Annotated in this window: 12 protein-coding genes and 1 pseudogene; 4 read left to right on the top strand and 9 right to left on the bottom strand. The window is 56.9% G+C overall.

The genetic code is table 11. The features are described from left to right. Positions 1–52 precede the first annotated feature (52 nt). The 5 genes from ACO079_RS09920 to ACO079_RS09900 form a co-directional block, all read right to left on the bottom strand. Positions 53–1,147 (bottom strand): flavin monoamine oxidase family protein, encoded by a 1,095-nt coding sequence (locus ACO079_RS09920; protein WP_421789627.1) that lies wholly within the window; start codon positions 1,145–1,147, stop codon positions 53–55. Continuing rightward, positions 1,147–1,824 (bottom strand): SDR family NAD(P)-dependent oxidoreductase, encoded by a 678-nt coding sequence (locus ACO079_RS09915; protein WP_421789625.1) that lies wholly within the window; start codon positions 1,822–1,824, stop codon positions 1,147–1,149. Before ACO079_RS09915 ends, ACO079_RS09920 begins: the two co-directional genes overlap by 1 nt. After that, positions 1,821–2,501: a cupin domain-containing protein gene (locus ACO079_RS09910; RefSeq protein ID WP_421789623.1), complete on the bottom strand. Its 681-nt coding sequence runs from the start codon at positions 2,499–2,501 to the stop codon at positions 1,821–1,823. Before ACO079_RS09910 ends, ACO079_RS09915 begins: the two co-directional genes overlap by 4 nt. A gap of 76 nt (positions 2,502–2,577) precedes the next feature. Beyond that, on the bottom strand, positions 2,578–2,781 hold the full coding sequence (locus ACO079_RS09905) for a carboxymuconolactone decarboxylase family protein (protein WP_421792942.1): 204 nt from the start codon (positions 2,779–2,781) through the stop codon (positions 2,578–2,580). A 173-nt stretch (positions 2,782–2,954) separates the two neighbouring features. After that, complete coding sequence (locus ACO079_RS09900) at positions 2,955–3,656, bottom strand: type 1 glutamine amidotransferase domain-containing protein (RefSeq protein WP_421789622.1); 702 nt, start codon at positions 3,654–3,656, stop codon at positions 2,955–2,957. Between the two features lie 138 nt (positions 3,657–3,794). Here ACO079_RS09900 and ACO079_RS09895 point away from each other — a divergent pair, with 138 nt between their 5' ends. Further along, complete coding sequence (locus ACO079_RS09895; protein ID WP_421789620.1) at positions 3,795–4,361, top strand: TetR/AcrR family transcriptional regulator; 567 nt, start codon at positions 3,795–3,797, stop codon at positions 4,359–4,361. Between the two features lie 385 nt (positions 4,362–4,746). Next, a pseudogene (locus ACO079_RS09890) lies at positions 4,747–5,402 on the top strand (sodium:solute symporter family transporter); the annotation flags it as partial. Between the two features lie 15 nt (positions 5,403–5,417). On the opposite strand, the gene ACO079_RS09885 reads toward ACO079_RS09890, so the two are convergent. The 3 genes from ACO079_RS09885 to acs form a co-directional block, all read right to left on the bottom strand. Further along, positions 5,418–6,104 carry a hypothetical protein gene (locus ACO079_RS09885; RefSeq protein WP_421789618.1) on the bottom strand — a complete coding sequence of 229 codons (687 nt, stop codon included), beginning with the start codon at positions 6,102–6,104 and terminating at the stop codon, positions 5,418–5,420. A 67-nt stretch (positions 6,105–6,171) separates the two neighbouring features. Beyond that, on the bottom strand, positions 6,172–6,837 hold the full coding sequence (locus ACO079_RS09880) for a hypothetical protein (protein ID WP_421789616.1): 666 nt from the start codon (positions 6,835–6,837) through the stop codon (positions 6,172–6,174). Between the two features lie 108 nt (positions 6,838–6,945). Next, complete coding sequence (acs, locus tag ACO079_RS09875) at positions 6,946–8,913, bottom strand: acetate--CoA ligase (protein ID WP_421789614.1); 1,968 nt, start codon at positions 8,911–8,913, stop codon at positions 6,946–6,948. Between the two features lie 191 nt (positions 8,914–9,104). Here acs and ACO079_RS09870 point away from each other — a divergent pair, with 191 nt between their 5' ends. Together ACO079_RS09870 and ACO079_RS09865 are read left to right on the top strand one after the other, a co-directional pair. Beyond that, positions 9,105–10,475 (top strand): pyridoxal-phosphate dependent enzyme, encoded by a 1,371-nt coding sequence (locus ACO079_RS09870; protein WP_421789612.1) that lies wholly within the window; start codon positions 9,105–9,107, stop codon positions 10,473–10,475. 18 nt (positions 10,476–10,493) lie between these two features. Next, complete coding sequence (locus ACO079_RS09865) at positions 10,494–11,657, top strand: cystathionine gamma-synthase (protein WP_421789610.1); 1,164 nt, start codon at positions 10,494–10,496, stop codon at positions 11,655–11,657. On the opposite strand, the gene ACO079_RS09860 is transcribed toward ACO079_RS09865, so the two are convergent. After that, positions 11,654–13,033 (bottom strand): class I SAM-dependent methyltransferase, encoded by a 1,380-nt coding sequence (locus ACO079_RS09860; protein ID WP_421789608.1) that lies wholly within the window; start codon positions 13,031–13,033, stop codon positions 11,654–11,656. The genes ACO079_RS09865 and ACO079_RS09860 overlap by 4 nt on opposite strands. Positions 13,034–13,092 lie beyond the last annotated feature (59 nt).

Genomic DNA, 13,092 nt, shown 5'->3' with positions numbered 1-13,092 from the left:
CGAGCTTCAAAACAGGTTCTTCGCTGCCCAAGGGAGTCACCTGGCATTCTTTTCACCAAGGACTGACTACGCCGCTGCGTCCTGGGTTGGCGGGCTCGCGCAAGAGTGCATGGGCCTGCTCTGCTGATTCTATTGCACCTTCCAGAAATCCGCCAAACTGGTTTCCCATTTCGCTCGCACCGAATATGAGCCGACCGTCGAAAAGGTCCCTTAGACTGTAGGGATAGCCATAGGTCGGATGATGACCGGGGCCATTGCGATCGGCCAATGTAGCAATTGTCGAGACCTGAGCCCAGTCTTGCAGCGCTACTTCCAAGGGATGGCTCAATTCTTCGCCGAACAAATCGACAAGTTGCCCCTTAGCCATTTCCACTAGTCGCGCACGATTGGCTGCGCGGACATTTGCAGGCACGTCGACAAATCCAAACAATGCATATGGACCGTTTTCCGCTGGAGACGCGTCGTGAATCTCTACCAGTGGACCGCGTTGGCTCAGGGCGTCCCCAGAATATCCGGCCTCGCGCCAGAACGGCCTGTCGAAGGCAGCTATAAATTTTGCTTGCCCAGCCATCCAGGTTGCAGTCGCGGCCATTGCCTTGGTTGCCGCTTCAGGCAGTGCTGGTTCAAATTTGAGTGTGCTTGCTGCAAGACGCGGCGGAATGGCAAGAACCGCTTGATTGGCTTGGATCGAGCCATGTTCGAAGCGAGCAACAATCCCGTTGGCGGATTTTGTGAGTTGGCTGACGGGGTGATCCCGATGGATTCTGTCTACCGGAAGCATGCCTGCGAGCGCCTCAATAAGGCTTACCATCCCTCCGCCTAAACGCATTGACCCCTGCATCGGCGAAAATCCTTGATGCGACCGAACCTCTCCACTGCGATCCTGGATCTGGATTGCGCCACTGGAGTATTGCTCGAATGGCTTGAGTCCAACTCTCTCAATCATTTGAGCGATACGGGGTTGGCCATGCCAGAACCAAGCTGGCCCCAAGTCAAATTTTTGACCCTGAATATCAAGGGAGTATATGCGTCCACCGAGACGATCACTTGCTTCGAGCAATTGCCAGTCGCGACCATCGCGTTCGAGGCGGTCAGCGAGGGAAAGGCCAGACAGGCCTCCGCCGACGATGAGAACATCAGTTTGCATCAGAAATTCTCCCCCATCGGTCGCAGATCGGTTTCGAACGACCAAGCCGACCGCGGTTGGGTTGCGATATAAAGATAGGCTAGGGCGACATCTTTCAGTTGGAGCACGCGCTCGACTTCTAGGCCGTGAAGCTTGCGGCTCGCCCGCGTATCGAGGATGCCATCGAGCACTACGTGAGCGACATGGACACCTTGAGGACCATACTCCTTGGCCAGAGACTGCATTAGAGTGCGAAGGGCTGACTTGGCAGAAGCAAAGGCGCTGAAGTTCTTCCCGCCGCGCAATGATGCAGTAGCACCAGTAGCGACGAACGTGCCGCCACCCATCTCAGCCATGGTGGGCAACGTCGCTCGCGCCACATGCACTGCCGACAGCACCATTGAGCGCCATACCTTCTCAAACTCGCCTGGGCTGGTTTCAGCGAACGGTGCAATCAGCAAAGACGCTGGATTGTGAATGACCAGTCTGGGTACGCCCGCCGCACAGTGGATGTCTCGAACTGCCGCCTTCACGCGCCTTTCGTCAGCCAGGTCAACTACGACCGTCTGATGAAAGTTCGCCCGAACGCTGCGGTTGAAGCCAAATGCGTTGTAGCCATGCTCAGACAGAAAGCGGAGCAAATATTGACCTAAACCCGGCCCAGCACCGGCGACAAGAGCGACAGGTTTGTGGGTCATGACCTGTCCTTTGAGGCCAATTGCGGGCCGGCCAAGTGATCCGATTTGATCAGCAGCCGTGCTCCATCAGGTCCTGATTTTGCCGCAAAGTTATCGCCCGGTGGGAGTCTGAGCCATGAGTGCTTTTCGAATGCTTCGCCATCGAAAGTGAAACTGCCTTCAAGGACCAGTAATTCAAGCCCAAGATGGTCATCGTTTTTGATCGGAGTTTGCGGGTTCCAGATTTCAATCCGAACATTCTCGCGATTGTCTTCGTAGAGCTTGATTTCAGAAACACCCCGGGCGATGCAAACAGGAGTTTGTGTGGTGGAATCAACCGACATTTGATGCCGATCTGCGAGATCAAACTGCCACAGCTTGACCCAAATCGTCGCGCCATTGTCCGAGCGGGGTGAGTGCGATGAAGTCGGCGGATTGCGAACATAGGTGCCCGCTGGAAAATCTCCATGCTCGTCCTGAAACACGCCATCAAGCACGAAGTACTCTTCGCCCCCTGTGTGGGTGTGAGAGGAAAAGGAGCTACCGGGGGCATAACGCACGATACTCGTAGCGCGCGCCACTTCATCTCCGATCCGGTCGAGCATTCGGCGATCGACGCCTTGCATCGGTGACGCGATCCAGGGTTCCTGAGCCACATGAACTATCGCGCGGCTGTCTAAATTGGCATTGATCAACAACTTTTCGGCTCCTTCAACATTCTTGTTTGGTACTTCCGGAAGGCGCCAGCACTTGCGGCCGTGTCACCCGGATTCGTTATGATTTCCCAGAGATCAGGTGGCGGCGATGCGTTACGGCCCCACCTGCGCGGTGAGTGGCTGCGACGAAGGTGACTTTAGCGAGTTGTTCCTCGCTCACGCCTGCATTTTGCGAGGCAGTACTGTGGATCTGGATGCAATACGGTCGCTGAGCGTTAAGTGTTGCGGCCACGGCGATCCGCTCTTTGCGCTTTTTTGTGATCGCATGATCAGCGAGCGCCGCCTGATCGAAAGCCTTAAAGCTCTTGCAGGGGTTGCCGCAGCATTCCCTCCGAGAATATCAACACGCTGTGCAGCGTCTATCAACATGACAAGGGCCCTTTTTCGAACTCCGGACTGGAAGCGCCGTGAGGCGCTCCCAGTTCCAAGCTTGGCTTAGCCAGCCAGCGTATCGCGCAGTGCTTCAGCAAGAGGGGGTGCCGAAGCTGGACTTTGACCAGTCATCAGAGCGCCATCGACAACCACGTTTGGCTCCCAGTTGGCTTTCTTGATGAAGTTGGCGCCGCGGCCGACAAGTTCGTCTTCGAGCGAGAAGAGCAGGTGGTGAAGCAGCTCAACCTCGGTGTCTTCGTCGTTCTTGAAGCCGGTAAGGCTCTTGCCGTTGACGAGATATTCGCCGGTCGACAGTTTCACATCGCGCAGAATAGCAGGTGCGTGGCAGACCATTGCAACCGGACGATCGCTTTCATAGGAATCGCGGATCAGCTTAATTAGGTGGCTATCTGAAGCGAGGTCCCAGATGAGGCCATAACCACCCGGGATGAACACCGCATCAAAGGTCGAATAGTCGATGTCGCGCAGGCGGCGAGTGTTGCGAGCGGCATAAAGAGCTACGTCGTCCTCTGCAAAACGCTCGGTGTACTCAGTTGTGTATGGCGCCTTCATCGAAAGCAGATCGATCGGCGCTTCGCCGCCATCGGGAGAAGCGAAGACGACTTCAAACCCAGCCTCGGTGAGGATGTAATAGGGTGCAGCAAGCTCAGTAAACCAGGTGCCGGTTTGCTTGCCGGAAATGCCCATCGTGTCGAGCGATGACATCACGAGCAGGACGCGTTTTTGGATGTTTTGGTAGGCCATTTTCTATTCCTTTCATTTTCTAAGATGGCTTCCATCGAATTTCTATCTACCGGTAGATAGGTGTCGCGCTATTTATGTCTTGCTTTCTGGGTCGTCAACCCCCTATCTAGTGATAGGTAAAGAGTCGTGAGAAAGATGATGAGTAAGACAACCGGAATGCGAGAGCAGTTGCTTCGGGCTGCTGAAAAACGTGTGAGAGCTTTCGGATTCGCCGAGATGAGCTTTCGCGAATTGGCAAATGACGTCGGCGTGAAAAGCGCGAGCGTGCACTACCATTTCCCCAAAAAAGCTGACTTGGGCGAAGCACTAATCGACGCTTACACGGAACGGTTTAAGGCGGCGCTTGATGAAATTGAAACGGACGACCCGGCAGCTGCGATTGACGCTTACATTGGCCTTTACGATCAAGCGCTGGTCCTGGACGAGTCGATCTGCCTTTGTGGTATACTTGGTGCAGAGTCGATTGGCCTGCCACCTACCATGACGCAAAAGACCAGTGCGTTCTTCGCGATGAACCACGAGTGGCTGGCCGAGCTCTTTGCCAAACATTACCCCGGGCTAGACAAGAGCTTTGCCGGTTTCACCGTAGCTGCCCTGGAAGGGGCGATAATTATCGCTTCAACATCCAAGGATCGCGAGTTGTTTGCGCAGGCCGGTCGAAATTTATCGCGGGTAATCGCGTCATGCGGGCAAGCGCAGTGTTGAGGCGGTCGTAAGTCCCGGCTCGTAGGCTTTGATCCCCACCTTGGGCCACTAAACTTCGGCTTGATCGCTAATTATTGCGTGGGCACTTTAGCCTGATTGGGGCTTTAAATCCTAGAGCGAAAAAGCGTACGAAGCGGGCCAGTCACTTGTGCTGCGTTTTGCGTTACGAGATGGCCCAGCTCGGCAGGGCGAAGTAAGGGCGACAATTCAGCTGGGCAAGCATGTCTTTGACCCGCTGATTGCGGATTTCGCCGTCGGCCAGATCCTCCGGAAACTCTAGCTTGCGCCCGAAGAGCCGCTTTAGATCGACGACGCTGCCAACGCGGAGGAGGAGCGGTTAGCCTCAGCCTTTTGCCGCTCAAGCCATCGCAGAAAAAAGCCGCCCATGGCAACCGACCTGATCGGATTGGCCTGGGTAAACCAAAACGGTATCCTGCAAAACTATCTCGTCGATGGCGAATTTGACGGCGAGACCATCTTCATTGTGCTGTCGCAAATTCTCTTCAACCCGTTTATCGGTGGCTTCCTGCTGGCAGCGATCCTCGCCGCCATCATGTCGACGATCTCGTCTCATCCAGCTCGTTGACCGAAGATTTCTACAAAATTTTCCTGCGCCGGGGGGCGAGCCAGAAGGAACTGGTAATGGTGGGGCGTACCGCCGTCATTGCCGTGGCTCTGGTCGCAATTGCCCTCGCCTGGAACCCTGACAGCAATGTGCTGACACTGGTATCCAATGCCTGGGCCGGTTTTGGTGCCGCCTTCGGACCGATTGTGATTCTTTCCTTGTTCTGGAAAAAGATGACGCGTTGGGGCGCTCTGGCCGGCATGGTGACCGGAACGGCAACCGTTCTGATCTGGACCTATGTGCCGCTGATGCCGACCGAGGCGGGCCTCACGCCGCTGAATGACTGGCTATATTCGATCGTGCCGGGCTTCATCGTCTGCTTTGTTGCGATTGTCGTTGTCAGCCTACTCTCGCCGGGACCAGAAAAGTCCGTTGAGGACACTCATGATGAAGTTGAAGCGGAAATGGCCAATTAGGTAGGGGCAGCTGGACTAAAGCGTCGCCCGAACCCGCACGATTTGTGCATTGAGTTCATCGACCGGCGTAGGTACTGAGTCCGCGCGCGGGCCGGTTTCCGGCCAGAGCCCGGTGAGGGCTTCCAGTTCGGCGATCAGGGCCTCATTGCCAAGCGAATGCGCTATATTCAGCGCGACGACGCTGAATCCATAAGCGTCCTGATATTCCCCAGGATCTGTCACGGCACCATCTGTCACACCGATCGCATATTCTACTTCGGTAACGTCCATCAAATAGGAAAGAATAGCGCGTTGATCTCCGCCTGCATTGTCCCGCATAAGCGCCAGGTTGGCTTCGGCGGCGTCCAATAGAGGTTCAATCTCGGAGGCGGGCCGGCCGCTTTCCTGCGCCTCGGACACCTGCTCGAAAACCTCCGCCCGAAATCCAAGGGCATCTATGCCATCCCGTTCAGCGGCGTGGGTCTCAGAGACCGGGTGCAAGAGGTGGGGCGCGGCCTGGTCCGGTGCGCCGGCGCGATAGAGCGCCAGACCGGCTTCCACATGACCAGACATGAACGCGACCCGGTATTCTACCGGAAGCGTCATTGTGTCGGCAGGTTGTGGTCCGCCGGTCTCTACAGTATTTGCCCCTCCGCAAGCCACGAGGCCAAGACCCGCCGCCGCAAAGAGAGGCAACAGTACAGGCTTTGCAAAATTCAACATGCCGGTCCCCTTGTCATCGGTCCCACTCTATCTTTGTGGAGCCGATGCGCTAGGGGCGTTTGGCGCGTTAGTCTGTCGCGAGGGTCAGCATGAGATAGAAGGCGACCGGAACCGCCAACATGGCTGGAATCACAAGGGCGACAAATCCGAAAATCCAGACAAAAACGGCTGTCCCAAGGGCCAGGTTAGCCAGCACGAAAGGTGCGGCGCGGTGAGGATTCCGGTCAATCTCGCGCAAAAGCGCCCCGACCAGTGGCAGACGCAAGGTGCCCGATTTGATGCTATTGGCGGTCGCATTGCCGGCCGCCGCTAGTGTGGCATGGACATTCAGCGCGCCCTTGCCGCCTTCTGCCTTGATCAGACCGAAGGTGATGACGAAGCCACACACACCAATAAGGGCGGTATAAACGGCGCCGATTTCCTGGCTGGGAAGCCAGAACACAGCCGCCAGCGTGATGAGTATCGTCAGGGGCGCCATCGCCGCCTGGAACCAGCGTGCCGGTGCCCATCTTGGCCGGACTTCACCGGTGTGCTTTTCCATGGAGTTGGCAACAAAGGCCAAGCCGGCCACATAATGATACAGAACGAGCGGAATAGAAATCGCGATCAGCGAAGCGATCAGGGGCGCGTCCGTAATGCCCGGTTTCGGGCCCGGAAAGGCCATCCACAGCCCGGCCCAGATGAAGAGGGGCGAGAGCATGAAAACGCCGATCAGATAAGGAATGAAGCGCATAGCGCAGGTCTCCAGAAGTAAATCTGGCGTTTCCCTACACATAAGCCCTGAAAACGCCAGCAAAACCGCTTGCGGCGCTAACGCACACAGGAATTCTGGGGTTTTTCCCTAGGTCGATGGCCGGTTCGCAATCAGGTCATCGACCACGCCGGGCTCGGCCAGGGTCGAGGTGTCTCCCAGCGAGCCGAAATCATTCTCCGCGATCTTGCGGAGGATGCGCCGCATGATCTTGCCTGAGCGGGTTTTCGGCAAGGACGGCGCAAACTGAATAATATCAGGGGTCGCCACGGGCCCGATCTCCTTGCGGACATGGGCTTTCAATTCCTTGTCCGTCTCTTCGGTCGGCTCAAGCCAGGCATTCAGCGTGACATAGCAATAGACGCCCTGGCCCTTGATATCGTGCGGATAGCCCACGACAGCAGCTTCAGCGACATCAGGGTGTGCCACGAGCGCACTTTCGATCTCGGCCGTTCCGAGCCTGTGGCCAGACACATTCAGCACATCATCGACGCGGCCCGTGATCCACCAGTAATCATCCTCATCCCGGCGCGCGCCGTCGCCGGTGAAATAAAGCCCGCGGTAAGTTGAAAAATAAGTCTCGGCAAAACGCTGATGATCGCCATAGACGGTCCGCATCTGGCCCGGCCAGGAGCGCTTGAGCACAAGGTTTCCTGAAATCTCGCCCTCGCCTTCAGTGAAGTTTCCCTCATTATCGACCAGCGCCGGCTCGATCCCATACATGGGCTTGGAGGCTGCGCCGGGTTTCAGATCGTGCGCCCCGGGCAAGGCCGTAATCATGCAGCCGCCGGTTTCCGTCTGCCACCAGGTATCGACGATCGGGCAGCGCCCACCGCCAACAACGCGGTGATACCAGGACCAGGCTTCTGGATTAATAGGTTCACCAACCGTCCCGAGCAGGCGCAGGCTGGAGAGATCATGCCCTTCAACCCACGCATCGCCTTCACGCATCAGAGCGCGCAAAGCGGTCGGGGCGGTATAAAGCACATTGACCTGATGCTTGGCGCAAACCCGCCAGAAACGGTCGGCGGCGGGATAGGTCGGGATGCCTTCAAACACCAGCGTTGTCACGCCATTCACCAACGGCCCGTAGGTCAGATAGGTATGACCCGTCACCCAGCCGATATCGGCCGTGCACCAGAAGACTTCACCTCGCTTCACCTCAAAGACGGTGTCAAAGGTCAGCGCCGCCCAGAGCAGATAACCGCCCGTCGTGTGCATGACGCCTTTGGGTTTTCCGGTGGAGCCGGACGTGTAGAGAATAAAGAGCGGGTCTTCGGCTTCCATCGGCTCGGGCGGGCAATCAGAGCTGACCTCCAGGGCCAGCTCATGGTGCCAGAAATCGCGGCCTTCGACCCAGTTGATATCGGTGCCTGTATGCCGCACGCAAAGCACCGCCTTTACGCCGCCCGCAATCTCGATGGCTTTATCGACATTGTCTTTTAGCGGGATCGGCTTGGCGCCGCGTACGCCCTGATCCGCGGTGATGACGAATTCGGACTCGCAATCGCTGATCCGCCCAGCCAATGCGTCAGGTGAAAAACCACCAAACACAACCGAATGGACTGCCCCGATCCGCGTACAGGCGAGCATGGCGTAGATCGCTTCGGGGATCATCGGCATGTAAAGCGTCACCCGATCACCCTTTTTGACACCGATGTGTTTCAGCTCATTCGCCATGCGGCAGACATGATTGTGAAGCTGGCGATAGGTGATGGCGCTGTGGAGGCCGGGATTATCGCCTTCCCAGATCAGGGCGACGTCATTCCCACGCTTCTCAAGATGCCGGTCGATACAATTATAAGAGACATTCAGAACGCCATCGGCGAACCATTTGATCGACAGCTTGTCCGGGTCCCAATTGACGTCGGAAATTTCCGTTGGCGTCTTGACCCAGTCGAGCCTGCGGAGTTCCTCCATCCAGAAAGCGTCCGGTTCCTCTATCGATCGGCGATAGCGCTCTTCGTATTGGGCGCGGCTGGTTTGCGAATGCGGCTCGTAATGGTCTGGAACCGGCACAAGCGCTGGTGCGGTTCCGGAATGTCCCCGTTCTGACATGACGTTCTCCCTGCTCGCCGCTATCGGGCATTTACGGGAGTGAACGCCATTCGCGGCAGGGCTTCAAGATGGCTTGTCGGTAGAGTTGGGGGAATGATACAGGCGCACGAGCAACAGCCACAAAGATGGACTTTCAAACGGCATCAAAATAGGACGGGGCTCAACTATGCCCTCAGCGCCGGGAGCCCTACATGCGCGTTTATCCCAACATTATTGACGCCATCGGCAATACGCCCTTGGTGAAGTTGAACAAGGTGGTTCCCGAAGGCGCGGCGACCATTCTGGCCAAATGCGAATACATGAACCCATCAGGCTCCATCAAGGACCGGATGGGGCCTTACATCATCGAACAGGCTGAGAAGGAAGGCCTGTTGAAGCCGGGTGGGGTGATTGTCGAAAACACATCCGGCAATACCGGTCAGTCTCTGGCGATGGCAGCTGCGGTGAAGGGCTATAAGTGCATTTTCACCCTGCCGGACAAGATGAGCCGGGAAAAAATTGACTCCATGAAGGCTTATGGTGCCGAGGTGGTGATTACGCCTACAGATGTGCCCGGCGATAGCCCGGATCACTATGTGAACACAGCCAAGCGGATTGCCGAGGAAACACCGGGCGCTTTTTATGTGAACCAGTATCACACCGCCTGGAACATCGACGCGCATTACCACTCGACGGGGCGAGAGATTTTCGAGCAAACCGACGGAGGTAAATTTGACGTCTTCATGGGCGCAACCGGAACCGGTGGAACGGTCTCAGGCGTTGGGCGATATCTGAAAGAACACGCGCCGAATGTGAAAGTGGTCGGCGTGGATATTCTGGGCTCTGTTCACTATCACTTGTTCAAAACCGGCAAATTACCGACCGCCTATGTCTATGCGGTTGAAGGCATTGGCGAGGATATTCCCTGCGATGCGATGGATTTCTCGGCCGTTGATGACATGGTTCAGGTCAATGACAAGGAATCCTTTGACATGGCCCGCCGGCTGGTCCGCGAAGAGGGCCTTTTTGCCGGGGGGTCTTCAGGGTCCATTGTCGCGGCCGCGGTGAAGCTGGCCAAGGAACTGGGTCCGGACAAGACGATAGTCGTCACCTTGTGCGACTCGGGCTCGCGTTACATCTCGAAGTTTTTCTCGGACGAATGGATGGAGCAGCATGGCTTCATGGGCGATGCGCCGGACCTTGGCCTGGTTGAGGATGTGCTGAAAGAGAAAAATCTTGCACCGATTACCGCAGAAGCCGGCGAGAAAATCTCCGAAATCATTAGCCTTATGCGGACACATGGCGTCTCGCAGATCCCCATAATTGATGGAGGCAGCCTGACCTCTATTGTACATGAATCCGACATTCTCGCCGGATTGCGCGATGGCGATCTGAAGCTCTCCTCGCCCGCAAAGCAAGCCGCCCAGCGGATTTCGGGTCTGATCTATCCGAAAGCGCGGCTGGAAGAGTTGTTCTACCTGTTTGAAAAAGACGAGGTCGCGGTTGTCATCGATAATGGCAAGGTCGCCGGCATCATTTCGCCCATTGACCTGATCGAACACATGGCCTCGAAAGGCCAGTAAGCAAAAAAGAGAAATCTCATGTCCAATCACGGTTTTGCGACACGCGCGATCCACGCCGGACAGGCCCCCGACCCGTCGACCGGCGCCATCATGACGCCGATCTACCAGACCTCGACCTATGTGCAGACGAGCCCGGGCGAGTTCATCCAGAATTATGACTATTCCCGGTCCGCAAACCCGACCCGGACCGCGCTTGAGGCCAATATTGCCAGCCTGGAAGGCGGCAAGCATGGCATTGCGTTTGCCTCTGGCGTGGCCTCCCTGGCGGCCTGTATTCACCTGCTAAAAACGGGCGATCATGTGTTGCTGTGCGATGATGTTTATGGCGGCACCTTCCGCATGTTCAACAATGTCTTCAATCAGCTGGGCATAGAGTTTTCGCGCGTCGACATGACCAATCTGGACGCCACCCGCGCGGCCATGACGAACAAGACCAAGCTGGTCTGGCTGGAAACGCCAACGAACCCGACGCTGAAAGTCATAGACATCGCTGCGGTGGCGCAGATCGCCCATGATGGCGGGGCTTTGTGCGTGGCGGATAATACGTTTGCTTCGCCCTATTTGCAGAACCCGCTGGCGCTCGGGGCTGATATCGTTTCGCATTCCTGCACCAAATATCTGGGCGGGCATTCCGATTTGGTCGGCGGAATTTTGGTAGTTAAAAATCGCGAGCTGGCAGACCGTCTTTATTATGTCCAGAACGCTGTCGGCGCGGTTCCGGCGCCGATGGATTGCTTCCTGCTTTTACGCTCAACGAAGACCTTGCATGTGCGCATGGATCGGCATTGCTCCAATGCTGAAACCATTGCCGACTGGCTGACCCAGCGCAGTGAAATCGATCGCGTCATCTATCCGGGGCTGGAAAGCCATCCGCAGCACAATATTGCCGCCAAGCAGATGCGCGGTTTTGGCGGGATGATCACGATGACCCTCAAGGGCGGCCTTCCCGCCTCCCGGAAATTCCTGGAATCCCTGAAAATCTTTTCGCTCGCCGAAAGTTTGGGCGGAGTGGAATCGCTGGTCGAACACCCGGCGATCATGACCCACGCCTCGGTCGATGCGGACAAGCGCGCCGCGCTTGGCATTGATGACGGGCTGGTGCGGTTGTCCTGCGGTATTGAAGATGGCAGCGATCTGATTGCCGATCTCGAACAAGCGCTGGATGCGGCCGCCAAGGCCTAAGACAACGCTTCTATCTGCCTTTGAATCGTATCGGCCAGACCCGTAATCACAGCCGGATCCGGCAAGCTGCCGGCGCGCGATCGGGCTTCTTCGGCTTGCCTGAAGCCCGCAGCTTTGTCGCCGTTCTTGGCGGTTGCGAACGCGCGCTGGCAGGCAGCCATCAGCGCCAGAACAGGATCGTTTCGTCCATATGCCGCCAGAGAGCCGGCCGGCGGATCGGCAGGTGACAGCGCGATTTCGGCGTCACCCCATTTTTCCTGCATCATGCAGACCATGCCGAGATTAAAGCGGGCTTGTGAATAGATGTGGCCAAGCTCGCTCCACCAGAGTGGGTCGTCGTGCTGAAATTTTTCGCAGAGTGAAATCTGCGCCTGCAAGCCAAGACGCGCGGCCGCAAGATCCCGGTCGGGACCCAAAAAATCAACCATAGCCAAATAGAACGGCAAAAGCGGTGCGAAATACGGGAGTGCCGTCAATGATTGGTCGCCACCCCCCTCCAATATCTTGTCCGCCAGGCTCTTTGCATCTGAAAACTCGAGGCTGAATTCTTTCTTCAATCGCCGCTTGAGACGCGAGGTCAGGCTCGCCGCCCTGTCCCATTGACCGTGAGCCACGGCGTTCTGCAACCGCCGATAAAGATTGCCCCGCTCGAAAGCCGGCAGGCCCGAAAAGGGCTGAGCGAGATAGGCCGGCAATTTTGACTCCGGTGGCCCGCCAAGTGAGAATTTTTCCCGGGAGGCAAAAGCAATAAGGCTGTGGCCCTCAGAAAAGACTTCAGAATACGCGAATCCTGCCTTTGTTAAGGCTGCTTCCAATCCGGGTTTGGAATGGCAGACATGGTGAATGTCCGGCCAGGCGATCGCGAGCGTGGTCAACGCATCAAGGCCCGGTTCCACACAAGCGGCATCAGGCGTGGTTATAACCACCATGCCGCCAGGCGACACCATAGCGGCAAGCCTGTTCAGGAAGTCTTGCGGATCTTCGGCGTGTTCGACCACTTCGCTGGCAAAGACCAGGTCGAATGTCCGATTTGCCAGAACGTCATCGCCCAGATGTCCCTGCAGGACAGAAACCCCGAGGGCTTCACCGCCTTCACGGGCATATTCTGATGGGTCGAGCGCCTGCACGTCGAGCCCGAATGCCTGCTGAAGATAACCGGCCATAACCGGCACGCCGCATCCGACATCAAGAAAGGATTTCGGCCTCACTGCCGTCAGCACGCGTTCCAGCGGAGCCGCCATGGCTTCAAACCCCGCGCCGAGTTCCAGATAGTAACGGAGATAGTCGGAAACACCGTAGTCCTCGCCATAGTCCGGATAGGCGAACGGGTCAGCAAACAGGCCGCCGCAGGACTCACAGTTGAAATAGTCTGCCAAAATATCGAGGCGGGGCTTCGATACGGTCAGCCTGTGGGGATGAGGGCCTTCAGCGCTGC

Origin of the sequence: Hyphobacterium sp., from assembly GCF_965228115.1 — a bacterium.
GTDB lineage: Bacteria > Pseudomonadota > Alphaproteobacteria > Caulobacterales > Maricaulaceae > Hyphobacterium.
This window is presented reverse-complemented; position numbering and strand designations above follow the sequence as displayed.

Coding starts and splice junctions, on each gene's coding strand:
- ACO079_RS09870 (WP_421789612.1), top strand. CDS start 9,105: ATGCGCGTTTATCCCAACATTATTGACGCCATCGGCAATACGCCCTTG.
- ACO079_RS09920 (WP_421789627.1), bottom strand. CDS start 1,147: ATGCAAACTGATGTTCTCATCGTCGGCGGAGGCCTGTCTGGCCTTTCC.
- ACO079_RS09900 (WP_421789622.1), bottom strand. CDS start 3,656: ATGGCCTACCAAAACATCCAAAAACGCGTCCTGCTCGTGATGTCATCG.
- ACO079_RS09885 (WP_421789618.1), bottom strand. CDS start 6,104: ATGTTGAATTTTGCAAAGCCTGTACTGTTGCCTCTCTTTGCGGCGGCG.
- ACO079_RS09915 (WP_421789625.1), bottom strand. CDS start 1,824: ATGACCCACAAACCTGTCGCTCTTGTCGCCGGTGCTGGGCCGGGTTTA.
- ACO079_RS09895 (WP_421789620.1), top strand. CDS start 3,795: ATGAGTAAGACAACCGGAATGCGAGAGCAGTTGCTTCGGGCTGCTGAA.
- acs (WP_421789614.1), bottom strand. CDS start 8,913: ATGTCAGAACGGGGACATTCCGGAACCGCACCAGCGCTTGTGCCGGTT.
- ACO079_RS09880 (WP_421789616.1), bottom strand. CDS start 6,837: ATGCGCTTCATTCCTTATCTGATCGGCGTTTTCATGCTCTCGCCCCTC.
- ACO079_RS09865 (WP_421789610.1), top strand. CDS start 10,494: ATGTCCAATCACGGTTTTGCGACACGCGCGATCCACGCCGGACAGGCC.